Origin of the sequence: Microbispora sp. NPDC049125 (assembly GCF_040802045.1) — a bacterium.
Taxonomy (GTDB): domain Bacteria; phylum Actinomycetota; class Actinomycetes; order Streptosporangiales; family Streptosporangiaceae; genus Microbispora.
This window is the reverse complement of the sequence record NZ_JBEZDW010000034.1, coordinates 1-19746: the sequence shown is the minus strand read 5'-3', so window position 1 is coordinate 19746 and position 19746 is coordinate 1. Positions and strand designations below refer to the sequence as shown.

Genomic DNA, 19746 nt, shown 5'->3' with positions numbered 1-19746 from the left:
CTCCAGCCGCTGTGCCCGTACGGACTGACCCGGCTCGTTACCTAGCGGACATTCCGGGCATGCCGGTGCACATGAGACAAGAGCCGGATGACGGGGTCACGGTGACGCCATGCGAGGACGGCCCTCTGCTGGTGCGAGGGCCGTTCACGCTCATGACCCAGGATGGGCGCCGCATAGACCCGGGCAGGGCGACGGTGGCGCTGTGCCGCTGCGGGCGGTCGTCCACCAAGCCGTTCTGCGACGGGTCTCACAAGCCGGCCGGGTTCCGCGCGGCGAGCGAGCCGGAGCCGCCGGCCTGACGGCGCCGCAGCAGCCGGACCGGGTGGGCGGCCACGCGCAGCCGCCTCCCCGCGTACGGCACGCCGCCGAGCGCCAGCCGCGCGGTCAGCGCGACCCAGCTGCACGTCGCCCGCTCCAGGACCCATATCGGGGCGAACAGCGCCGCCATGAAGGGGAAAACCCGGCGTCCGCCCGCACGACGGCGGCCGGCCTCGGCCAGGGCGACCGTCAGGCCCGCGCCCATCGCCACCGCTCCGAGGCGCCGCCGGAGCAGCGCCGTACCGAGACCGGGAAGGACGGCGAGGAACGCGGCCATCCGGGCGGGCTGTGCCAGGTCGTCGTAGGCCTGCCGTACGCGCTGTGACCAGAAGCGGTCCGCCCCGGGAGGAAGGCGCCGCACGTAGAGGTCGAGGGGGCGGTTCTCGCGCCCGCCGTACGCCCGGACGGTGCGGATGAGCTCCAGGTTCTCGAACAGCACGTCGCCGTCGTAGCCGCCCATCTTCTCGAAGATGTCCCGCCGGATGCCGAAGGTCCCCGGGTAGTCCGCGCCGACGCTGCGGTTGAGCAGGGTGCGCGCCGTGTCCCACCGGGCGTGCCAGGGGAGCGGGTCGAAGTAGTTCTGCGGCCGGACGAGGTCGGCCCGCCGCAACAGAGCGATCACCCGGGCCAGCCCGTCAGGGTCATAGCGGACGTCGTCGTCAGCGATGACCACGTCGTCGGCGGTGGCCCTGCGCATCCCGGTGAGGACGCCGGCGACCTTGCCGTTGGCGACGGCCAGGTCCTCGTCCGGCGCCAGATGCGTGACCAGCCCGGCCCAGTGGCCGGCGTGGCGCGCGAAGAGGCGAGCCGGCGAGCCGTCCACGACGATGACGCGCGCGTGCTGGGCGATCATCCGCAGGTACGCGGTCAGCTCCTCCAGACCGGTGTCGTCCTCCCAGCGCAGCGGCAGCACGTAGTCGACGCGGCTCACGGCACCGTCGCCGCCGCGACGCCTGCGTCCCGGAGCGACGACGCCCCCTTCCTCCACCGTCCGAGCACGTGCTCAGCGAAGAGCCGGTCGAGGGTGAGCGCGCACCCGGCGCCGTACATGATGTCGCCGGCCAGATGCGGGGCCTCGGCCGCGAGCCCGCCGCACATGTCGTGGGCGGCGATCTGCTCGTGTACGGCGTCCGCCTGTACGTGCTCGTCGTAGTAACGGCGGGAGGCCGCGTCGCCGCCCAGGCGGCGCAGGCCCTGGCTGTACCGGCGGTTCGGTTGCGACGAGGTCATCTCGAACGCCGCCAGGTGCCCCACGAGCGCGCCCCGGTGGCGCCGGTGCAGCCCGAAAAGCGACATGGTGTTGCTGACCGCGAGCGTGATCGCCGGCACGCTGTCCACGTACCCTCCGTAGGCGTCGTCCAGGTCCAGGCCGCGCATCGTGGCCGCGAAGAGCTCGGAATGCATGCGCCCGGGACGGCCTCCCCCGTACTCGTCGGCCTGGATCTCCACGAGCGCGGCCTTCGGGCGGCCGAGCAGGCGCGGGATCGCCCACGTGTGGGGGTCGGCCTCCTTGAGGTGGTAGATCGACCGGTGCACCACGAACTCGCGGAACCGGCCGAGGTCGGCCTTGCCCCGGAGGAAGGCCGAAAGCGACGGCCCTCCGTCGTAGGAGGCGACCAGATCGGCCAGCGCCCGGTGCATGTCACGAGGCTCTGGGGCGGGCGGCCGGGGCACGGCCCTGGCCAGGGCGCGCTCCAGCCGCTCCTCCAGACGTCCGCGGAGGCCGAGCAGCCAGGGGCTCCACTCCCAGCGGTCGTCCACGCCGTCGAGGCCCTGGTAGTGCAGCTCGTAGCAGGCGAACAGGGCGAGTTGCAGGTCCTCGTCGTCGAGCTGTGAGTCGTCCGGACATGAGTCGTCCAGCTCGGCTTCGGCAAGCCCTGGATTGCCCAGCTCGGCCACGTCCAGCCCGGAGAGGTGCAGCTCGTGAACGTCCAGCCGGGAGTGGCCCGGCCGCGTGTCGGTCAGCCGGCGGTCGTCCGGGGTGAACGGCGGCGGACCGAGCGGGTGGGGCGGCTGCTTCAGTTCCCGGAGCAACCAGGCGGTGATCGGGCCTCTCGGCGCGGGCATCGGCATCGGCATCGGAAACTCTCCAGGGTCAGGCGGCGGTCACATGCGGTAGACCGAGATGTGGGCCCGGCTGTCGTCGGTGAACGGGGCGCCGGACCAGTCCGACCACCGGTGCTCCAGCTCCATCCCCGACAGCCGGGCCATCAGGTCCATCTCCGACGGCCAGGCGTACCGGTGGTTGGCCGGGAACAGCCGGACGCCGTCGGACGTCAGACGCACCTTGGTCGTGTGCATCATCTGGCCGGCGGGTGACAGCCGGGCGGCCTCGACGACCACGGCGTCGTCGCCGAGCGTCAGCAACCGCAGCGCCGACCGGTCGCGGAACGCCCCGACGTCGGGGACCCACGCCTCCACCACGAACCGGCCGCCGGGCCGCAGGTGCGCCGCCGCGTTGCGGAAGCACCGGACCTGGGCGTCCTGGGAGGGAAGCGCGAAGATCGTGTTGATGGCCAGCAGGACCAGGGCGAAGGTGCCCTCGACCCGGATCTCGGAGAAGTCGCCCTCAGCCACCGGGATGCGGTCGCCGCCGGGCTTGGCGCGCAGCGCCTCCACCATGTCCGGTGAGCCGTCGATCCCGGCGACGGCGAGGCCACGGGCGGCCAGCGGAAGGGCCAGCCTGCCGGTGCCGATGCCGAACTCAAGGACCGGCCCGCCCTCGGCGAGCTTCTCGATCCGGTCCACCGGGGGCTCGATGGGCAGGTGCTCCACGGTGGAGTCGTAGACGTCGGCGATCCCCCGGCCGTACGCGGACGCGTCGAAGTCCCCGGTCATGTGCCTCCCCCTCGCAGGCCCCTCTGCACGACCGCCTGCGTCAAGTCAGGCGCCGAGATCGCGGACGACGGTGTCGAGCCGGTCGGCCAGCTCGTCGAGCCGCCGGTCGTCCAGATCCTCGGCGGCGATCTGCTCCTCCAGATCGCGCCTGCTGGTGATGACGAGACCGTCGGCCTCGCCGCCAGGCACAACCTGGCATCGCCCCTCGACGAGCACCATCGTCGCGTCCGGCGCGGGCGATTCCAGGAGCGTACGGACATCGTCTCGTCCGACCAGTGCCATGAAGCCCCCTTAACGATTGATTTCGCCGTACCCCTCACATCTCCCCGTACACACCTGTGCGCCGGGCGGCCGCCGCGTCAGTCGGTGGGCAGCAGGGTCCCGAGCGGGCCGAGATCGAGGTTGAGGTCGGCGGGGGTGAGACCGAAGCGGTCGCACAGCTCGGTCATCGCCTCCTCCAGGCGCATCAGCGTGAGGCCGAGCGTCTCGACCTGCTCGTCGGACAGGTCGCCCTGGTCCATCCGCCGGATGCACTGGCGCTCCACGAGCTGGCGTACGAGCTCGACGAGCGTGAGGACCAGGCGGCTCAGGTCGCGTTGCACGGCCTCGGGGTCGGTGTTCAGCCGCCACGTACCGGACCTCGCCGGATCCCGGCCGGGACCGGCGGCGAGGGGCCGCTCGAACTCCTCGAACCGAGCACGCTCGGCCCGGCCAAGAGACTCACGCCGGCCGGAAGCTTCAGCAGGCTCAGCAGCCTCGACAGCCTCGACAGCCTCGACAGCCTCGACAGCCTCGACAGGCTCGACAGGCTCGACAGGCTCGACAGGCTCGACAGGCTCAACACGGCCGGCAGCCTCGCCAGGTGCATGCCGGGCGCGCTCGGCGTGGTCAGCGCCAGGACGGCTCATCGTCACCCTCCGTCCCGTCTCGTACGGCGCCCGCCGCCCGGTGGTAGTCGTCCATGGCGCCGGCCCCCGTGTCGTCGCCCTCACGTACGGAGGCGAGCAGCGCCCGCAGGGAGATGCGGACGAGCTCGATGTCGGCGATCGACAGCACGAGCTCGCCGGTCACGACGACGCCGCCCGCGAGCAGCCGGTCGAGCAGGTCGACGAGCGCCACCCGCTCGGGCGGCAGGCGGCCCTGCGCGGCCGGCCCCGCGCCTCTCCGGTGCTCAACGGTCATCGCGCGCCTCCGGACCGGTCGTGCCGAGCTCCAGGGAGGTGAACGAATAGGGCGCCCAGGGGCCGGTGAGCTGCACGTCCATCCCCTCGGCCCGGAAGGCGCCGAGAGCGGCGGCGAACTCACGGTCGCGGCCGGGCTCGACCAGGTAGGCGCCGTTCAGCACCATGAGGTCGCTCCTGCCGGAAAGCTGGGGATCCTGTGGACGGTGGCGCCTGCTGGCCACGGCGATGCCCCCCAGCGCGGAGTGCAGGCGCTCGGCCTGCTCGACGGCGGCACGCCAAAGGTCCTCCCGGCTTCGCAGGCTCGCCTTGCGCCGTTTGAGGTACGCGGTGCCCGGGCCGCCTGCCGCGCCGCCGCCTGGAGCCGCCGTGACCGGCCCCGCGCCGCCCGTACTCGACGGCACCGGGCCGCCCGCGCGCCCTGTGCCCGCGGTGGCCGGGCCGCCAGGCTGGGCCGCGCCGGTGGTGGCGGCCGGCCCCTCTCCTCTCGCCGCGCGGCTGACGTACGCCTTGACCCCCCACTCGCGCCGCCCGGCGACGCGTGCCAGGACCGCGGCGAAGTCGTCGTGCCGCCTGTCGAGCAGGTCGAGGATCTGGTCCTCCCCGCTGTAGACGGTCACCAGCCGGACGGGGGCGGCCGGGCCGTCGTCCGCGAGGGCCTCGACGACGCGGTGGTGGGCCCGCGCCACCCCCTCCACCCAGTCCAGGTCCTCAAGCAGCCGCCGCAACGGCTCCTCGCCGAACTGGTCGAGAGGAACGTCGCTCACGTACGCGACAAGCCCGCCCCTCGCGATCGGGCGCACCGGCCCGCCCAGCACGCCACGCAGCTCTTCGAGCCGCGGCCCGGCCGGCTCGGGGGTCACGGCGTACAGGTAGACGCCGGTGTCAGTCATCCCGGCCACCTCGTCGTCCCGGTCCGCGCGGCCGTGTCTCGGCGGGCTCCTCGACGGGCTCGTACGCCTCGTCGTACGCCTCGTCGTAGGCGTCGTCGACGTCGCCGGACGGCTGGTCGAGCGCCAGGCGTTCCTCCACGGCGGCCAGCCGCTCGCGCAGCCGGCGGTTCTCCTCCCGCAGCCGGTGGTCCTTCCCGCTCAGCCAGGGGTCGTGCTCCCACCAGTCGATGCCGAGCTCCCGCGCCGTGTCCACCGAGGCGATCACCAGCCGCAGTTTGATCGTCAACAGCTCGATGTCGAGCAGGTTCACCCGGATGTCGCCGGCGATGACGATGCCCCGGTCGAGCACGCGCTCCAGGATGTCGCCGAGGTTCGCCGACTCCCTGCCCATGCTCGCAGGAGGCGCGTACGACTCGCGCAGGACGGGGCGCGACCGGGGATCGGTCATCGGCCGTCACCACAGTCGCCCGCCCCACGGCGGTAGCGCCGGGTGCGGCGGTAGGACAGCAGGGTCCCCTCGTCGTCCATCTCCGCCTCGTAGAGCGCGATGATGTCGCTCGACGAGGGGATCCGGTGGTCCTCGACCACCTCCACGTCCACCACCCAGCCGTTCTCGACCGGCTGCACGAGCGTGACGGCCTCGGGCTCCTTCGCGGTCATGTCCGCGATGTGCCGCAGCCCCGCCCGGCCCGCGGTCGCCGCGGTGAGGACGCGCCGCCGGGGGGAGCGGCGCTCATCCTCCTCGATCACCACCTCGGGCGAGGCCGTGCCGGTGAACGGCTCGTCCTCGTAGCGGGCCCGTCGCCTGGGAGGCACCAGTCCATCACCCTCTCCGCGTGCCCGTCATCGCGTGCCCGTCATCGCGTGCCCGTCATCGTCCGGAGGACCTCCTCGACCGCTTGGGCCTCCTCCTCCTCGGTGATCTGCCCGGAGCGTCTCGCCTCCTCGATGGCCTCCAGCCGGCGCCGGACGGCGGCGGGGTCCCTCAGCTCATGCTCCACCTGCTCCTGGATCAGCTCTCCCAGCCGCATGACGACGCGTACCGGGGCGAGCGGCCAGCCGAAGAGCAGGCCCATCAGTCCCACGAGATCCTCCTCACGATCAGCCCCGTGTTCACGGTCAGGTGACGACGAAGTCGTACGGTGCCATCGGACCGAGCATCCGCACCTCGACCCGGTCGCCCCAGTCGTCGCGCAACTCCTCGATGGCCTCCTCGAAGTCGGCCTGCCGCTCGTTCTCGACCAGGAACGCGATGTGGGCGGCGTCCCGCTCGTGACTCGGCTCCCGGACGGTGGCGGCCACCGTGCAGTCGCCGAAGCGGTCGACCACGGCCTGCGTGTCGGCTTCCCGCTTGGCGGCGATCACCTGCGTGATCACCTCACCCAGCCGGATGCGCTCGTTGCGCGTCGCGTCCTCCGGGAGGCTGCGTATGCGGTCGCGCAGCCGTCTGGCCTCCTGGCTCTCGTTCAGCACCTCGGTCAGCACGGGGCGTTCGGCGTACCTCGCCTTGAGGACGAACTGGGCGCGGCCGTCGATCTCCTTGAGCGCGGCGGCGAACTGGTCGTGGTGGGGCGCAAGCAGCTCCTCGACGACCGCCTCGGGGGTGGTCAGCACCGCCCCGAAGCGCAGGGGCAGCACGGGCACCTCGGCCGCGGCCTCGTCGAGCAGCAGCTCATGGGCGACGAGATCCTGCGCGCGGCCGAGCGGCCGGTCCACGTTCACGTCGCTGACCAGCGCCGCCACCTCGCCGTGCCGTACGAGCTGGATGCGCCCCGGCGGGTCGCCCACGCCCACGGCGTCCGCGCTGATCTCCACGTCCTCCGGCACGATGCCGTACACGTAGCAGGCGACGGCGCGCCGGTCATCGGGGGCGGGAGCGGAGCCGGCCGCTCCTGACGCCTTGGTGGGACTCGACATGTCAGCTCCCCTCTCGCCGTCGACGGGAACGCGGCGCGGGTTCCTCGGCGTAGCCGGACATGAGATCCTGCAGCTTCTCCCCGGCCGCCTCCAGCACGCCCTTCGCCACGCCCTTGGACTTGTTGTGGGCGACTCCCTGCGTGATGCCGCCGATGAACTCGGGCAGGGTGTCCTGGGTCTGCGTGAGATCCAGCCGGTTGACGGCCTCGGCGAAGCGCAGATAGGTGTCCACGCTCGCCACGACGACACGCGCGTCGATGGTGAGAACCTCGATGCCGACGAGCGAAACCCGGACGTAGGCGTCGATGACCAGACCCTTGTCCAGGATCGTGTCGATGACGTCGGCCAGGCCCGATCCGGATGAGCGGCCGGGTAGCCCCCCGCCACCCGCCGGTGGAACCGCTACGGTCATACGTTCCGCCTCCTCGTGTGCTCTCGCGGATGTCGCCGGTCGTCAGGGTGTCGCCGGTCGTCCGGGATCACTCGTCCTGGGCGCCGCCCCTGCGGCCGGCTGGTCGTCCGGCTTCTCCCTGAGGCGCGCGGCGGCGGACCGGGCGCCGCGGCGCCTCGTCGGCCTCGTCGCCGCGGCCACCCCTGGCCGCCTGCTCGCCGCCGCCCTCGCCTTCGGCCTCCGCGCCGGGGCGTCGCGCGCGGGTCGCCGGGGCCCGGCGGGCCGCGGGCTCGGCTCCCGGCCCGGCGCGCCCGCCCGTCGCGGTGGCCGCGCCGCCGGTCCGGCCGGTCCGGCCGGTGCGTCCGGTGGTTCCGGCGCCTTCGGCGGTGCCGCGTCCGGCGCGCGCGGTGCCGGTGGACGCGCGGCCGGTGGATGTGCCGGTGGCCGCGCGGGCGGAGGGGGTGCCGGTGCGCGCCGTGGACTCGGCGGCGCGCCGCCCGGTTCCCCGCTCGGCTCGCGCTCGCGCCGCGCCGCCCGCGGCTCCCGCCGGCCTCCGGGCTCCGGCCCCCGCGTACGCGGGCTCCTCCTCGGCCTCCTCCTCGCCCTCCTCGGGCTCCTCCTCGTACGGCTCCTCCTCGAAGTCTTCGCCCTCTTCGAGCTCCTCGGTGTCCTCGGGAGCCTCCGCGCCCTCGGCGGCCTCCTCTTCACCGGCCTCTTCTTCGGGGGCTTCTTCTGGGGCTTCCTCGGCGCCCTCCTCGAACCCCTCTTCGGGAGCTTCCTCGACGCCTTCCTCGGGCTCGCGTCCGCCCTCGCGCTCCTCGCGCTCCCGCTCCTCGCGCAGGGCGGTCTCCTGATCCTTGGTGACCTGGCTGTCGTGGATCTCTCCGCGCCACCCCTCGAGCTCGTCGGGATGCAGCAGTACGTTCGTCATCACGTGCCGCCGGAAGTGCTTGAACTCCAGCCGCGCCCGCCGGCCCTGTGCGCGCCACAGGTTGCCGGTGCGCTCGAAAAGCCCCTGTGGGTGGTACTCCAGCACCAGCAGGACGCGCGTCATGTCGGGGGTGACCTCGTGGAACGTCACCGCGCCGTCCACATGGCCCTTCGGTCCCTGTGAACGCCAAATGATCTTGCTGTCCGGCACCTGCTCGATGATCGTCGACTCCCAGGTGCGGTGGGACCAGAACACCTGCGCCTTCCAGCCGACCTTCTCGTCGGCCTTCTGCTCGACGGTCTTGACCTTCTTCATGAAGCTGGGCCAGTCCTCGAACTGGGTCCACTGGTTGTAGACAACGCGGACCGGGGCGCCGATGTCGAGGGACTCGACGATGTTGACGACCTTGAGCTTGCCGCCCTTGCCCCCCTTGCCGCCCTTGCCGCCTCCGCCGAAGATGCCCTTGATCTTCTCCTTCGCGAACGCGAAGGCGGCGGCGCGCATGGGGTGGCTCCCCCCTCCGTCGCCGCCGGTCAGCGCGCCGAGCAGGCCTGAGGCGCCCTCGCCGCCGCCCAGCTTCTGCGCCAGGGAGCCCAGCAGCCCGGAGCCGCCGGAACCGCCCGTCAACCGGCTCGTCACCGCGCCCAGCAGCCGGGATCCGTTGCCCCCGGCCGCCTTCCCGGTCACGGCGCCGAGCAGGCCCGGGCCGCCGTGCTCGACGTAGTCCGTCAGACGGCCGGCGAGACCGTCGATCTTGTTCGTCACCGACGACAGGGCGCGCTCGGTCACCGCCGTCGCGAGGTTCTGGAACTCCACACCAAGCCTGTGTGTGGGAAGCTCGTCCGTCGCCGTACGCGGCGGCGTGTCTCTGAGTTGCTCCGACATGCCTGGCTCACCTCCGGGTCCGGGTCACCGGCCGGGTGGGACGCTGCGCTCGGGGCCGGGGGCGCTCCTCGGGCTCCGGCTCCTCTTCCTCCTCGTACGGCTCTTCCTCGTCGTAGGCCTCCTCGTCCTCGAAGTCCTCCTCGGGCTCGGGCTCCGGGGGGCGTCGCGTGGCGGTCCGGGCGGGCCTGCGCCGGCCCGCTTCGGGCTCCTCCTCCGCGGTTTCGGGGCGGCCGCGGCCCTTGGGAGTGCGCAGCGACTCCGCCCGCTCGTGGAGCTTGTCGCTGAGAGAGTCGATCTGGCGGCTGGTGGCCCGCATGGCCGCGGCCTTGCCGATGTCGAGCAGGTCGCCGCGCACGCGCTCGGTGATCTTCCCCACCTCGGGCGAGCTGCCAAGGATCTTGGTCCCCTGTTCGAGGAGGCCGCCGAGGGCCCCTTCCCCCTTGAGCCGCCCGGACAGGATGGCCAGTGCCAGCGCGAACGCGAAGCGAAGCTTGTGGTGGCGCCCGAGGTAATAGCCTGCGATGACAGCCAGGGCCAGCTTCACGGTGTCCTTCATCGATCGCCCCTCCTCGCCTGAGTGCCCTGGAAGCGTCGGTCCGGCCTGAGGCCCGTCTCGTGGTGCGGCGTCGCGCTCCCGATCGACCGAGGCATGCCCGAGAGGTGGACACAAAAACTCACATCTGTACATAACGGACAGATTTGACGCAGGCTAAGCCGCGATTAGACGCACCAGTCACTGGGGGGCGGACCAAGCCGGTGCGCCTCAGGAACGATCAGTCATGCCATCCGGGCGGAGCGACCTCCCGGCTGTCCCGGAGCGGTCCCGGGTGGCGGACCGTCGGGCGGCGATCCCCATGGGGACGATCGACTCTTCCGAAGCGGCCTTGGTTGTTTAGGGGGTTTCCGCTGACACAACCTCGCCCTACCTCACCTGATTACTCTACGCAAACCGGGTATTACCGGCGTGAATGGCAAAAGGCCTCGTAAGCCGGAGGGTCGAAGCGGGGGAATCACATGACGGAGACCAACATGCCGGCCACCGGCCGCGCGACCGCCCAGGGGGACGTGCGCGGCGCCCCGGCGACGGGCACTCAGTCGGGCACTCAGCAGGTCATGACTCGCGACCGTGGCGAATCGCACCTGAGGACCGAGCACGGGCGTACCACCATCGCGGGCGAGGTGGTCGCCAAGATCTCCGGGATGGCCGCCCGTGAGATCAAGGGCGTGTACGACTTCGGGACGGGCACGGCCCGGGCGCTCGGCGCCATCAAGGGCAGGCTCGGCGCGGAGGACGGCGTCACCCGCGGTATGTCGGTGGAGGTCGGCGAGCGGCAGGCCGCCGTCGACATCGACCTCATCGTCGAGTACGGCGCGGCCATTCCCGACCTGGCGGAGTCGGTCCGGCGCAACGTGATCGACGCCGTGGAGCACATGTGCGGGCTCGAGGTCACCGAGGTCAACATCGCCGTCGACGACGTGCACCTGCCGAAGCAGGAGACGCCGGAGGGCGCCTACGGGGAGCCGAGGGTCCAATGAGCGTGGCGGACGCGAAAAGCGAGGCGCCCGCCCGGCGCGTCGCTGAGCGCGTGCTGTCGTGCCCGGACGTCGCCCGCCTGTCCGGCGGGCCGTTCGGCACGGTGGCGACCTACCTGCCCGGCGACCTGGTCCCGGGCGTGGCGCTGCGTGACGACCAGATCGAGGTCCACGTCGTCGCACGGTACGGCAGGCCGCTGCCGGAGGTGGCGGCCGAGGTGCGCGAGGCGATCGGGGATCTCGCGGGCGGCAGAAGAGTGGACGTGACCATCGCCGACGTCATCACCGGCGACGACACCGGAAGGGGCAATTGATCATGGGCGAGTTTCCCGTATGGGCTCTGGCAGGGCTCGCGTTCGGCACGGTGCTGGGAGTGGTGGGGGCGTTCGGCGGTCTCAACGCCTTCCTCATCGTCCTGGTCCTCGGCGTCGTCGGCTTCTTCGTCGGGCTGGTCATGGAAGGCGGCGTCCGCATGCCGACGCTTCACCCGAGACGCCAGTGAACACGACTTCCGGGCGCGGTGACACGATCGTCTCCGACCGGGCCTTCATCAAGATCACCGAGCAGGCCGCGGCGGAGGACGACCGGGTCGCCGGCCGCCCGCACGCGTCAGGCTCGGTGAGCGGCTGCGTCGCCGCCGTCCACCTCGATCTCGCCGTCCGCTACCCGGCGCCGGTGCCCGAGCTGGCGTCGGAGCTGCGCGAGCACGTACGGAGCCGGGTGCGCGACCTGACCGGCATCACGATCGAGAACGTCGACATCGAGGTCGTCCGGCTGGTCCCCGCGCAGCGGAGGGCGGAGGAGAGATCATGACGGCGGAGCGGGCCCCGTCCGACGGCGGGGGGTTCTTCGTCCCCATGCCCCGGGCCGGGGGGAGAGGCGCGGTGCGGGCCTTCCGGCCCACCCGTTCGATCCCCGCGACGATCGCGTCCCTCGCGCTGCTCGCGGTGGGCGTGCTGACCGCGGCTCACGTGGTGTCCGCCCTGCTCAAACGTCCCATGCGGCTCGTGCCGTACGACCGGGCGACCGATTGGGCCCGCACCACGACATGGGACGACGGCCGGGCGGTGGCCATCGCGACCGCGGTCGCGCTGGCCGGGCTGGTGCTGCTGCTGATCGCGGTGGTTCCCGGGCGGGGCCGGCTGATCGCGCTGCGCACCGGCGACCCCGACCTGGTGGTGGGGGTGCCGCGCCGTACGCTCGCGGGCACGCTGTCGGCCGCGGCGTCCCGCGTCGACGGCGTGCGCAGAGCCCACGCCCGGGTGTACGGCTGGAAGACGGACGTCATGGTGAGGACCGACCTGCGCGACACGCCCGCGTTGACCGAGCGCGTGCACGAGGCGGTGGGTGAGGAGCTGGCCAGGCTGGCGCCCGCCCACCCCATCTCCGTACGCGTCCGGGTGCACGGGCCGTCCTGAGCCGGTGCCGCCAGTCGAGAGGAGGACGGTCATGGGCCGTCGGATGGCCGGAGTCAACCGGATCGGGCTTTTCCTGCTCGGGCTGGCCCTGCTCGCGGGCGGGCTGCTGGCGCTCGCCCGGGGGCTGGGCGCTTTCGGGGCCTCCGCGGCGCGCCGGCCGTTGATCGAGGCCGGCTCCGGCCTCGCGGCGGGCCGCGCCTGGTTCTGGCCGGCCATGGCCGGTCTCGGGATCGTGCTCGGTCTGCTCGGGCTGGCATGGCTTCTCGCGCAGATGCGGATCGGCCGCGTGCGGCGGCTGCGGCTGCAGTCCGGCATGTCGGGGATCACCGAGGTCGACGCGCGACCGGCGAGCGACGCGGTGGCCGCGCAGATCGGCGAGTATCCCGATGTGCGCCGCGCCCGTGCCGTCCTCCGTGGGTCGTCGGATCACCCCAGGCTGGATCTCGGCGTGGCGGCCGGCGAGCCGGCCGACCTGAGCGCGCTGGTGACCCGGCTTCACGACGAGGCGGTGCCCGCCCTGCGCTCGACGCTCGGTCTGCGCCGTCTGCCGGCACTGGTCCGGTTGAGCCTGGTCCGGCCAGGCAGGCACACGCGCATCGTGCACTGACATCGGCGCGATCACGGCCCGGTTCAGGGTGGCGGTTCGGACAGGATGTCGGCGAGCAGGGTCGCGTGGCTGAGTGTGACGTCCCTGGTCGCGGTGAGCAGGGTCATCGGCCCGGCGTCCTGCAGGCGGCGAAGCTCGGCGAGGGCCTCGCGCCGCGTGGGGTCGGCCAGCTCGGCCAGGTAGCGGTGGCGGAACTCCTCCAACCGCTCCGGCACGTGGCCGTACCACGTGCGCAGCGCCGCCGAAGGCGCCACATCCTTGATCCACTCGTCCAGATGCGCCGCCTCCCGGGTGAGGCCGCGCGGCCACATCCGGTCGACCAGCACCCGTGTGCCGTCCTCAGGCGAAGGGTCCTCGTAGACCCGTCGGACTACCGCTCGCATGTGCCCACTCCCGTCTTGTGGCCGTCGGCGCCATGGGGGCGCGTTCGCGTGCCCAGCAGGAAGGATCCGAAGGCCAGCACGGCCCACGCCACCGCGGCGGCGCACAACGCGGCCGCTGGAGCCCAGGGGCCGGCGAGGGCCGCGGCGGTCACGGCGAACCCGGCGAGGCCGATGGTCCCGAACGTCGCGCCACGGGCCTCGTCACTCGCCTGGCGCAGGCCCTCCTCCCTCGCGACCAGCGTCAGCGACGCGAGCAGGATCGCGGGAAAGGCCAGGAACACCCCGCCGGCTCGCGGCCCGGCGATCGCGGTGACCGTTCCGGCGAACGCCGAGACCCCGGCGCCGAACACGAATCGGATCAGCCAGTCTCGTGGCCTGGTGCGGGTCAGCTCCCCCGGCCGCAGCCGGATCCCCATGCCCATCACCGGACCGCCAGGAAGCACGCAGCCGCGACGAGCAGCCACACCGCCAGGGCCGTGAAGGTGGCGCGCCAGGTGCCCCACGGTTCCAGGAGGGGCGCCGCCACCAGGCAGTACGCCGTGAATGCCACGGCCCCCGCCAGCATCCCCTCGGCGGCGGCCCGCATCCCGGGCTCCCCGCTGACGAGCGCCGTCACGAGGAGGCTTCCGAGCGCCACCGACGGCGCGGCCGAGAGCACTCCCGCCAGCCTCTTGGGCGCCAGCATCTCCGCGAGGGCGGCGAAGAGGAGCACGAACAGCCCTCCCGCGACCGCCTTGAGCGCGATCTGGACCATCGTCCCGCCCATCGCCGTTCCTCCTCTCCTCTCCCGCCGCTCCGTACGCGCGACGCGAACGGGTCAGGCGCCGGCCACCGGCGGGACCTGGGCCCGGCCGCCGGCTTCCGCGGCGCCGCACTTGGCGGCCGGGGGAGTGGCGGAGGCGCCGTGGAGCGGCGGGCCGGCGGCGGCGGGCAGGCACAGGACGAAGCGAGCCCCCTTGTCGCTGTCCTCGATGCGCAACGTGCCGCCGCACGACTCCGCGATCTGCCGGGCGATGGGCAGCCCCAGCCCGGTGCCGCCGGTGTCCCGGGCGCGGGCCGAGTCCAGGCGGGCGAACCGCTGGAACACCAGCTCGCGCTTGTCCGGGGGGATGCCGGCGCCGTCGTCCAGCACTTCCATCACGGCCGCGCCGTCCGGGAACCGCTCGGGGTCGCACGGCCCCCGCGAGTCGTGCCGTACGGTGATCGCGATCGCGCTTTCCGCGTGCCGCTCGGCGTTGTCGAGCAGGTTCGTGAACAGCCGCCCGAGCCGCAGCCAGTCGCCGAACACCACCACGCCGGCCTGGAGGTGGCACTCGATCCGCTTGGTCCTGTGCTGGTGGATCTTGAGCTCCGCGGTGACCAGTTCGGCGAGGTCCACGGGATCGCGCTCCCCGGGCATGGCCGCGTCGAGGCGGGCGATGGTCAGCAGGTCGCACACGATCGCCTGAAGGCGGTCCAGGCTGCGGAGCATGGCGCCGGCGACGCTCTTCACGTCGGTCTTGTCGGGCGCGAGCAGGGCGTCCTCCACCTCGGCCCGCATCGCGGTGATCGGGCTGCGCAGGTCGTGCGAGGCGTCCGAGGCGAACTGGCGCTGCTGCTCCATCGCGGTCTGCAGCCGGCCCAGGGTGTGGTTGACGCTCTCCGCCAGGGCGTGGATGTCGTCGTCGCCGGGAGGGACGGGCACGCGCCGCCCCGGGCACGTCGCGTTGATCTCGTCCAGCTCGGCCCTGATCTCCCTCACCGGCCTCATCGACACGGTGGCGATCCGGCGCCCCAGGTAGATGATGGTTCCGGCCAGCAGCGCGGTCGCCGTCGGGAGCAGCACGGCGAACACCGGATGCACCCACGGCTTGAACCGCGGCGCCGCGCTGTACACGATCCACGAACGGCCCGCCCGGTGCGCCCACTGCGCCACCACGATCGCGCATTCGCCCTTCGCGAAGACGCCGCCGCAGATGACGGTCTGGGCGGTGTCATTGTCGTCGGGCGGCGTGAACCGGGCCATCGGCGGCCTGCCCCGGAGCTCGGGGGTGGAGGCGAAGACGCGCCCCGCCTCGTCCACGACCTGGATGTAGCGGATCGGGCCCGGGGCGATCGGGTCGGTGAGCGCGCCGAGCTCCATCTCCCTGGAGACCCGGCCGGCGCCTCCCTTGACCTCGTCGGTGAGGTAGGCGTTGGCGAGGCGGTTGATGGCCGTCATCAGCACCACGCCCAGGAGCACGCAAAGCAGCGCCCCGACCACGCCGGTCAGAACGGTGATGCGGGTGGTGACCGAGAGTCCCCGTCCCTCGCTCATCGACTTGTCGTCCCCCCAACCCCGGCTTCCCGGCGCTTCCGGTCAGTCCTTGTGACGCAGGGCGGAGGGTTTGTGCACGGCCGTCTTGCCGCTCTTTTCGCTCTCGACCAGGAACTGCGGCTCCTCGGGGGAGGCGGCGACGCTCCGGCCGGCTTCCTCGGTCCTCTCCGTGATTTTCTTCTTCACCGTGCCGGAGGTGGTGGAGCCGTGGCTCTTCCAGGTCACCCTGTCACCCACGGCCGGCTCGTCCTGCTGGTGTTTATCGGTCATGAGACGTCCATACCCTGGACTCGAAAGCGACAATCCGGTATATATCGCCTATTGGGGAAGAGGTCGGCTTGGGTATGCCGTGTCGTAAACACGGTCGGGCTCGCCGCCCCCATGTCCCGAGCCCACGATGACGGACTGCCGCGATTCCGATCGGAGCGCTCGCCTGGAGCACGGTCAGGGGACGTGGTCGGGGGAGGAGCGTCACGGCCGCCGGCCGAGCCCGGCCTGGCGGGCGCGCACGATCGCCTCGGCGCGGTCGGCGACCTGAAGTTTGGCGAAGATCGCGGAGATGTGGTTACTCACGGTCTTGGGGCTGATGACCAGGCGCCGGCCGATCACCGCGTTGGAGTGGCCGCCGGCGATGAGGTCGAGGACCTCACGCTCCCGGCCGGTCAGCTCGGGGAAAGGGGCCGAGGCCGACGTGCTCCGGTCGCCTCCGGCGAAGAAACCGATGATCCGTCGTGCCACGGTCGGCCCGAAGATGGCGTGACCGGCGGCGACGGAGCGGATCGCCCTGACGATCTCGTCCTGCTGGGCGCCCTTGACGAGGTAGCCGCAGGCGCCGGCGCGCATCGCGGCGAAGACGGACTCGTCGTCCTCGAACATGGTCAGGACGAGGATCCGGGTGGCCGGCGCGGCCCGCAGAATCGACCGGGTCGCCTCGACCCCGTTGACTCCCGGCATGTGGAGGTCCATCACGATGACGTCGGGGTGAGCGAGTTGTGCTTCCCGCCGTGCGGCCTCGCCGTCTCCGGCCTCGCCGACGATCTCGATGTCGGGCAGGGAGGCGACGAGGGCACGCATGCCTTCACGCATCATCGGGTGGTCGTCGACGACGACAACACGGATCGGGGTCTCGGAGGTCATGATCGCTCCAGCGGCAGGAGGGCATGGACGTGGCCGCCGCTGTCGGTGGGCCCCGCGGTCAGGACGCCCCCCAGCTCGGCGGCGCGTTCGTGCATGGAGCGCAGGCCGACACCGTGCTGCCATGCCGGGGCGCGGGTTCCGCCGTCGTCGCGCACCTCCAGGTGCAGGGCGTGATCGGCGCGCAGTGAGATGACGCACGAGCCCGCACTCCCGTGGCGCAGGGCGTTGGTGACGGCCTCCGTGGCGATGCGGTACGCCGCGACCTCGACGGCGGCCGGGAGCACGGGGAGGCCGTCGGGGGAGTCGACGGTGACGACGAAGGAGGAGTCATCGCGGCGCCAGGATTGTTCCGCGTGCTGCCGCAGAGCGCCGAGCAAGCCGAGCTCGTCGAGGTCCGGCGGGCGCAGGTCGTAGACGAGGCGGCGGATGTCGGCGATGGCGGCGGTCAGGTCGGCGCGCAGGTCGAGCAGCAACTGCCCAGAGCGGTCCGGGTCGACCATCTTCAGGTTGTGCGCCGCGTCGGCCTTGAGGGTTACGGCGGTCAGCGCGCTGCCGAGACCATCGTGCAGGTCGCGGCGCAACCGGCGGCGCTCCTCCTCTCGGGCGGCGACGATGCGAGCACGTGACTCGCGCAGCTGGTCCGACAGGCGGACCGCCTGAAGAGCCACTCCGATGGGTGCGGCGAGCAGATCGAGCGCCCGCCGGTCGGCCGCCGACAGCCGGGACTCGCCTGTGCGCGGCCCCACCAGCAGGTCGGCGGGCGTGCCGTCGGCGATCTCCAGCGCCACCGTGTACGTGCCGTCGGGTGCCTCGCCGTACGCCGGGATGAGCCGGCCGTCGGGTGCCTCGCCGTACGTCGCGACGAGCAGGCCGTCGGCGCTGACCGCGGCGTACGGCAGGCGCAACGCCTCGCACACCGCGCGGAGCACGCCGTCCAGCCCGGCGCCGAGCCTCACTCCGACGCGGGCGGCCGCCGCCGCCGGATCGTGGCGCTGGCCGTACATGAGCCGGTCCACGCACGACTGGACCGCGGCGCGGGCGGGTGCGAAGGCGAGCGCCACCACGCCGGTCGCGACCAGGGGACTGGCCTCCAGCTGCTCACGGGCCAGCGCGCCCAGGCCCGCGACGATGCCGAGGTAAGCGCCGATCACGCCGAGTGTGAGCACCCCGTAGACGATGGAACGGTTGACGACGAGCCGGATGTCGTAGAGCTGGTGACGCACGATCGCGATCGTGGCGGCCGCGGGGATCAGCGGCAGAGTCAGCAGGAACATGATCGGACCGTCGGCGGTCACGACGCGCTGCACGTTGAGGAGGAGGAAGACGGCCGCCGCCCACAGCACCCACATCAGCTGGAGGCGTTGCACGCCGCCAGAACGCCGGACCCGCAGCCACAACACGAGGACGGAGGCGACCAGCACGAGCCCGACGGCGGCGACGGCCACCGGGACGATCGCGCCCACGACGCGTCCGGCCGCTTCGGGCAGCAGGGGGCTGCGATCGGCGATCGGCTCACGGTCGATCGCTCCCGGCTGCAACGTCAAGGTGGGAGTGAGCAGGAGCAGGGCCACGGTGATGCCCGCGAGCGGTCGCCATCGGGAGGACAGCGGTGTTCCGTCGGGGAAGAGTTGCAGGATCAACGGCAGGCAGACCGCCGGGGCGGGAATCCATACGGTGATGCCGAGCACGTCGATCAGGCGCTCCCACCCCGGTGACAGAGAGATCACGCCCGACAGCAGGCCCAGGCACGCCACGCTCGCCGCGTAGCAGGCGCCGAACGCGACGAACAGCAGTCCGATGCGGTGCCGTGGCCGATGCGCCAGCACGAGCGCGCCGAACGCGATGAACGTCACGGCCATCGCCGTGTTGGTCGACAGGTACGTCTCGGCCGCGTCACGCAGGCCGTAGCCGCCGGCGAACCATGACACCCATGCCGCCGCGATCACCATGATCGTGATCGCGAGTATCGCGATCGGCCCTGCTCGCCTGGCTGACATGCGCACCATCATCCGGCTCCGTGACTCCCGCGACCATAGGGGCGGACTCCCATCCCTGGAGAGGGCGCCCGGGAACAGATGGGAGCCCGCACCCACGATGGCGGGACCTCCGGCGGCTCACTGTCTGATCGAGAACACGATCGCAGCCATCGGAGGATCGATCCATGGAACACGAGTCCCGTACAGAAACGATGGGCCGGGCCGCGGCGCCGGCGACCGGCAGGCCACTGCGAGACGTCCGCACCTTCTGGCGGTTCCTGCTGGCGGTGATCACGCCGCTGCCCCTGCTGGCCCAGTCGCTCTACCAGCTGCTGTTTCCGGACCTCGGCGACGGCGACTTCGCCGGAACGCTGAACGGTGTCGCCGCCGCGCCGGGGATGGTGGGGGCGCTCCAGTGGGTGGGGGCCGTGTTCACCGTCACACTCGTCCCGGCCACGTGCACGGTGGCATGGGTGGGCAGGCGTGGCGCTCCCCGCCTCGCGACGGCCGGCGCCCTAGTTGCGATCACAGGGTTCCTCGCCTCGGCTCTGTTGCCGAACGACCACCTTCTCGCGCTGGTCACCCTGCGGGACGGCCTCGACCGAGGCGTGGTGACCGCGCTCGACCAGGCCCTGTGGGCGAATCCGGTCGTGGCCGTCGCGTCGGGCCTGTGGATCCTGGGGCTCACGGTGGGTCTGGCACTTGCCGGAGCGGCTCTGTGGCGCAGCCGTGTCGCCCCCGCCTGGATGGGCATCGCGCTCATGGTCGCCGGGCCGACGCACCCGTTCATCCCCGGCCACATCGGCAGCGCCGCGGGCCTGGCGGTCGGTGCGGTCGGCATGGCCGGCGCCGGCGTCGCCCTCCTGCGCATGCGCGACGACGAGTTCGATCTGCCCCCGGGCGGCAGGGCCTGACTCATCTGATCCGGAAACGTGTGCCGCCGGCGCGCGGCCGGCTTCGCCCGGCGCGCCCCGGCGGTTATTGGGAAAGGCAGCAGAGGACGGGGTGGTCCCCGGAGCGAAATACGGGGTGTTGGGGAAGA

General features: G+C 72.4%; 29 protein-coding genes. 8 read left to right on the top strand and 21 right to left on the bottom strand.

Features of this window, described 5'->3' with window-relative positions; all coding sequences use genetic code 11:
* Positions 1-59: 59 nt before the first annotated feature.
* On the top strand, positions 60-299 hold the full coding sequence (locus tag AB0B72_RS30615) for a CDGSH iron-sulfur domain-containing protein (protein ID WP_367742692.1): 240 nt from the start codon (positions 60-62) through the stop codon (positions 297-299).
* On the opposite strand, the gene AB0B72_RS30610 is transcribed toward AB0B72_RS30615, so the two are convergent.
* The 14 genes from AB0B72_RS30610 to AB0B72_RS30545 form a co-directional block, all read right to left on the bottom strand.
* Positions 248-1249 carry a glycosyltransferase gene (locus AB0B72_RS30610; RefSeq protein WP_367742690.1) on the bottom strand — a complete coding sequence of 334 codons (1002 nt, stop codon included), beginning with the start codon at positions 1247-1249 and terminating at the stop codon, positions 248-250. The genes AB0B72_RS30615 and AB0B72_RS30610 overlap by 52 nt on opposite strands.
* Positions 1246-2385, bottom strand: a complete 1140-nt coding sequence (locus tag AB0B72_RS30605; RefSeq protein ID WP_367742688.1) for an iron-containing redox enzyme family protein — start codon at positions 2383-2385, stop codon at positions 1246-1248. Before AB0B72_RS30605 ends, AB0B72_RS30610 begins: the two co-directional genes overlap by 4 nt.
* 39 nt (positions 2386-2424) lie before the next feature.
* Positions 2425-3156: a class I SAM-dependent methyltransferase gene (locus AB0B72_RS30600; protein ID WP_367742686.1), complete on the bottom strand. Its 732-nt coding sequence runs from the start codon at positions 3154-3156 to the stop codon at positions 2425-2427.
* 45 nt (positions 3157-3201) lie between these two features.
* On the bottom strand, positions 3202-3438 hold the full coding sequence (locus AB0B72_RS30595; RefSeq protein ID WP_367742684.1) for a hypothetical protein: 237 nt from the start codon (positions 3436-3438) through the stop codon (positions 3202-3204).
* A gap of 77 nt (positions 3439-3515) precedes the next feature.
* Positions 3516-3779: a gas vesicle protein K gene (locus AB0B72_RS30590; RefSeq protein ID WP_367742788.1), complete on the bottom strand. Its 264-nt coding sequence runs from the start codon at positions 3777-3779 to the stop codon at positions 3516-3518.
* A 265-nt stretch (positions 3780-4044) separates the two neighbouring features.
* Positions 4045-4338: a gas vesicle protein gene (locus tag AB0B72_RS30585; RefSeq protein ID WP_367742681.1), complete on the bottom strand. Its 294-nt coding sequence runs from the start codon at positions 4336-4338 to the stop codon at positions 4045-4047.
* A complete protein-coding gene (locus tag AB0B72_RS30580) occupies positions 4328-5230 on the bottom strand; it encodes a GvpL/GvpF family gas vesicle protein (RefSeq protein ID WP_367742679.1) in 903 nt (300 codons plus the stop codon). Before AB0B72_RS30580 ends, AB0B72_RS30585 begins: the two co-directional genes overlap by 11 nt.
* Positions 5223-5621 carry a gas vesicle protein GvpJ gene (gvpJ, locus tag AB0B72_RS30575; RefSeq protein WP_367742787.1) on the bottom strand — a complete coding sequence of 133 codons (399 nt, stop codon included), beginning with the start codon at positions 5619-5621 and terminating at the stop codon, positions 5223-5225. Before gvpJ (AB0B72_RS30575) ends, AB0B72_RS30580 begins: the two co-directional genes overlap by 8 nt.
* Positions 5622-5674: 53 nt before the next feature.
* Positions 5675-6046 (bottom strand): gas vesicle protein GvpO, encoded by a 372-nt coding sequence (gene gvpO, locus AB0B72_RS30570; RefSeq protein WP_367742677.1) that lies wholly within the window; start codon positions 6044-6046, stop codon positions 5675-5677.
* A 41-nt stretch (positions 6047-6087) separates the two neighbouring features.
* Positions 6088-6306, bottom strand: coding sequence for a gas vesicle protein GvpG (locus AB0B72_RS30565; protein ID WP_367742786.1), 219 nt, complete (start codon positions 6304-6306; stop codon positions 6088-6090).
* Positions 6307-6349: 43 nt separating this feature from the next.
* On the bottom strand, positions 6350-7147 hold the full coding sequence (locus tag AB0B72_RS30560) for a GvpL/GvpF family gas vesicle protein (protein ID WP_367742675.1): 798 nt from the start codon (positions 7145-7147) through the stop codon (positions 6350-6352).
* Between the two features lies 1 nt (position 7148).
* Positions 7149-7559, bottom strand: coding sequence for a gas vesicle protein GvpJ (gene gvpJ, locus AB0B72_RS30555; protein ID WP_367742673.1), 411 nt, complete (start codon positions 7557-7559; stop codon positions 7149-7151).
* Between the two features lie 67 nt (positions 7560-7626).
* Positions 7627-9354 carry an SRPBCC family protein gene (locus AB0B72_RS30550; protein WP_367742670.1) on the bottom strand — a complete coding sequence of 576 codons (1728 nt, stop codon included), beginning with the start codon at positions 9352-9354 and terminating at the stop codon, positions 7627-7629.
* A 7-nt stretch (positions 9355-9361) separates the two neighbouring features.
* On the bottom strand, positions 9362-9910 hold the full coding sequence (locus tag AB0B72_RS30545) for a hypothetical protein (protein ID WP_367742669.1): 549 nt from the start codon (positions 9908-9910) through the stop codon (positions 9362-9364).
* A gap of 557 nt (positions 9911-10467) precedes the next feature.
* Here AB0B72_RS30545 and AB0B72_RS30540 point away from each other — a divergent pair.
* The 6 genes from AB0B72_RS30540 to AB0B72_RS30515 are packed head-to-tail and all read left to right on the top strand — an operon-like array spanning position 10468 to position 12912.
* Positions 10468-10890 carry an Asp23/Gls24 family envelope stress response protein gene (locus AB0B72_RS30540; RefSeq protein ID WP_367742785.1) on the top strand — a complete coding sequence of 141 codons (423 nt, stop codon included), beginning with the start codon at positions 10468-10470 and terminating at the stop codon, positions 10888-10890.
* Positions 10887-11201 (top strand): hypothetical protein, encoded by a 315-nt coding sequence (locus tag AB0B72_RS30535; RefSeq protein WP_367742668.1) that lies wholly within the window; start codon positions 10887-10889, stop codon positions 11199-11201. Before AB0B72_RS30540 ends, AB0B72_RS30535 begins: the two co-directional genes overlap by 4 nt.
* A gap of 2 nt (positions 11202-11203) precedes the next feature.
* Positions 11204-11389 (top strand): hypothetical protein, encoded by a 186-nt coding sequence (locus AB0B72_RS30530; RefSeq protein ID WP_367742666.1) that lies wholly within the window; start codon positions 11204-11206, stop codon positions 11387-11389.
* Positions 11386-11700: an Asp23/Gls24 family envelope stress response protein gene (locus tag AB0B72_RS30525; protein WP_367742665.1), complete on the top strand. Its 315-nt coding sequence runs from the start codon at positions 11386-11388 to the stop codon at positions 11698-11700. Before AB0B72_RS30530 ends, AB0B72_RS30525 begins: the two co-directional genes overlap by 4 nt.
* On the top strand, positions 11697-12305 hold the full coding sequence (locus tag AB0B72_RS30520) for a DUF6286 domain-containing protein (protein ID WP_367742664.1): 609 nt from the start codon (positions 11697-11699) through the stop codon (positions 12303-12305). Before AB0B72_RS30525 ends, AB0B72_RS30520 begins: the two co-directional genes overlap by 4 nt.
* 31 nt (positions 12306-12336) lie before the next feature.
* Entirely contained in the window at positions 12337-12912 is a 576-nt protein-coding gene (locus AB0B72_RS30515) for an alkaline shock response membrane anchor protein AmaP (protein WP_367742663.1), read from the top strand.
* A 23-nt stretch (positions 12913-12935) separates the two neighbouring features.
* Here the strand turns inward: AB0B72_RS30515 and AB0B72_RS30510 are convergent, their stop codons facing one another.
* The 7 genes from AB0B72_RS30510 to AB0B72_RS30480 form a co-directional block, all read right to left on the bottom strand.
* Complete coding sequence (locus AB0B72_RS30510; protein ID WP_367742661.1) at positions 12936-13295, bottom strand: DUF488 domain-containing protein; 360 nt, start codon at positions 13293-13295, stop codon at positions 12936-12938.
* A complete protein-coding gene (locus tag AB0B72_RS30505) occupies positions 13283-13711 on the bottom strand; it encodes a DUF3147 family protein (RefSeq protein ID WP_367742660.1) in 429 nt (142 codons plus the stop codon). The genes AB0B72_RS30510 and AB0B72_RS30505 overlap by 13 nt, the downstream gene beginning before the upstream one ends.
* 5 nt (positions 13712-13716) lie before the next feature.
* Positions 13717-14061 carry a DUF3147 family protein gene (locus tag AB0B72_RS30500; protein ID WP_367742659.1) on the bottom strand — a complete coding sequence of 115 codons (345 nt, stop codon included), beginning with the start codon at positions 14059-14061 and terminating at the stop codon, positions 13717-13719.
* A 51-nt stretch (positions 14062-14112) separates the two neighbouring features.
* Positions 14113-15591 (bottom strand): sensor histidine kinase, encoded by a 1479-nt coding sequence (locus AB0B72_RS30495; protein ID WP_367742658.1) that lies wholly within the window; start codon positions 15589-15591, stop codon positions 14113-14115.
* 42 nt (positions 15592-15633) lie between these two features.
* Entirely contained in the window at positions 15634-15861 is a 228-nt protein-coding gene (locus AB0B72_RS30490; RefSeq protein WP_367742656.1) for a DUF2945 domain-containing protein, read from the bottom strand.
* A gap of 201 nt (positions 15862-16062) precedes the next feature.
* Entirely contained in the window at positions 16063-16728 is a 666-nt protein-coding gene (locus AB0B72_RS30485) for a response regulator (protein WP_367742654.1), read from the bottom strand.
* Positions 16725-18725, bottom strand: coding sequence for a sensor histidine kinase (locus AB0B72_RS30480; RefSeq protein WP_367742653.1), 2001 nt, complete (start codon positions 18723-18725; stop codon positions 16725-16727). Before AB0B72_RS30480 ends, AB0B72_RS30485 begins: the two co-directional genes overlap by 4 nt.
* Before the next feature lie 164 nt (positions 18726-18889).
* On the opposite strand from AB0B72_RS30480, the gene AB0B72_RS30475 reads away from it, so the two are divergent.
* Positions 18890-19618 carry a hypothetical protein gene (locus AB0B72_RS30475; RefSeq protein ID WP_367742651.1) on the top strand — a complete coding sequence of 243 codons (729 nt, stop codon included), beginning with the start codon at positions 18890-18892 and terminating at the stop codon, positions 19616-19618.
* Positions 19619-19746: the final 128 nt, after the last annotated feature.

Coding starts and splice junctions, on each gene's coding strand:
- AB0B72_RS30545 (WP_367742669.1), bottom strand. CDS start 9,910: ATGAAGGACACCGTGAAGCTGGCCCTGGCTGTCATCGCAGGCTATTAC.
- AB0B72_RS30515 (WP_367742663.1), top strand. CDS start 12,337: ATGGGCCGTCGGATGGCCGGAGTCAACCGGATCGGGCTTTTCCTGCTC.
- AB0B72_RS30485 (WP_367742654.1), bottom strand. CDS start 16,728: ATGACCTCCGAGACCCCGATCCGTGTTGTCGTCGTCGACGACCACCCG.
- AB0B72_RS30510 (WP_367742661.1), bottom strand. CDS start 13,295: ATGCGAGCGGTAGTCCGACGGGTCTACGAGGACCCTTCGCCTGAGGAC.
- AB0B72_RS30495 (WP_367742658.1), bottom strand. CDS start 15,591: ATGAGCGAGGGACGGGGACTCTCGGTCACCACCCGCATCACCGTTCTG.
- AB0B72_RS30520 (WP_367742664.1), top strand. CDS start 11,697: ATGACGGCGGAGCGGGCCCCGTCCGACGGCGGGGGGTTCTTCGTCCCC.
- AB0B72_RS30535 (WP_367742668.1), top strand. CDS start 10,887: ATGAGCGTGGCGGACGCGAAAAGCGAGGCGCCCGCCCGGCGCGTCGCT.
- AB0B72_RS30585 (WP_367742681.1), bottom strand. CDS start 4,338: ATGACCGTTGAGCACCGGAGAGGCGCGGGGCCGGCCGCGCAGGGCCGC.
- AB0B72_RS30505 (WP_367742660.1), bottom strand. CDS start 13,711: ATGGGGATCCGGCTGCGGCCGGGGGAGCTGACCCGCACCAGGCCACGA.
- AB0B72_RS30595 (WP_367742684.1), bottom strand. CDS start 3,438: ATGGCACTGGTCGGACGAGACGATGTCCGTACGCTCCTGGAATCGCCC.
- AB0B72_RS30565 (WP_367742786.1), bottom strand. CDS start 6,306: ATGGGCCTGCTCTTCGGCTGGCCGCTCGCCCCGGTACGCGTCGTCATG.
- AB0B72_RS30605 (WP_367742688.1), bottom strand. CDS start 2,385: ATGCCCGCGCCGAGAGGCCCGATCACCGCCTGGTTGCTCCGGGAACTG.
- AB0B72_RS30480 (WP_367742653.1), bottom strand. CDS start 18,725: ATGTCAGCCAGGCGAGCAGGGCCGATCGCGATACTCGCGATCACGATC.
- AB0B72_RS30550 (WP_367742670.1), bottom strand. CDS start 9,354: ATGTCGGAGCAACTCAGAGACACGCCGCCGCGTACGGCGACGGACGAG.
- AB0B72_RS30600 (WP_367742686.1), bottom strand. CDS start 3,156: ATGACCGGGGACTTCGACGCGTCCGCGTACGGCCGGGGGATCGCCGAC.
- AB0B72_RS30540 (WP_367742785.1), top strand. CDS start 10,468: ATGACTCGCGACCGTGGCGAATCGCACCTGAGGACCGAGCACGGGCGT.
- AB0B72_RS30490 (WP_367742656.1), bottom strand. CDS start 15,861: ATGACCGATAAACACCAGCAGGACGAGCCGGCCGTGGGTGACAGGGTG.
- AB0B72_RS30560 (WP_367742675.1), bottom strand. CDS start 7,147: ATGTCGAGTCCCACCAAGGCGTCAGGAGCGGCCGGCTCCGCTCCCGCC.
- gvpJ (WP_367742673.1), bottom strand. CDS start 7,559: ATGACCGTAGCGGTTCCACCGGCGGGTGGCGGGGGGCTACCCGGCCGC.
- AB0B72_RS30580 (WP_367742679.1), bottom strand. CDS start 5,230: ATGACTGACACCGGCGTCTACCTGTACGCCGTGACCCCCGAGCCGGCC.
- AB0B72_RS30475 (WP_367742651.1), top strand. CDS start 18,890: ATGGAACACGAGTCCCGTACAGAAACGATGGGCCGGGCCGCGGCGCCG.
- AB0B72_RS30615 (WP_367742692.1), top strand. CDS start 60: ATGCCGGTGCACATGAGACAAGAGCCGGATGACGGGGTCACGGTGACG.
- AB0B72_RS30500 (WP_367742659.1), bottom strand. CDS start 14,061: ATGGGCGGGACGATGGTCCAGATCGCGCTCAAGGCGGTCGCGGGAGGG.
- AB0B72_RS30530 (WP_367742666.1), top strand. CDS start 11,204: ATGGGCGAGTTTCCCGTATGGGCTCTGGCAGGGCTCGCGTTCGGCACG.
- gvpJ (WP_367742787.1), bottom strand. CDS start 5,621: ATGGGCAGGGAGTCGGCGAACCTCGGCGACATCCTGGAGCGCGTGCTC.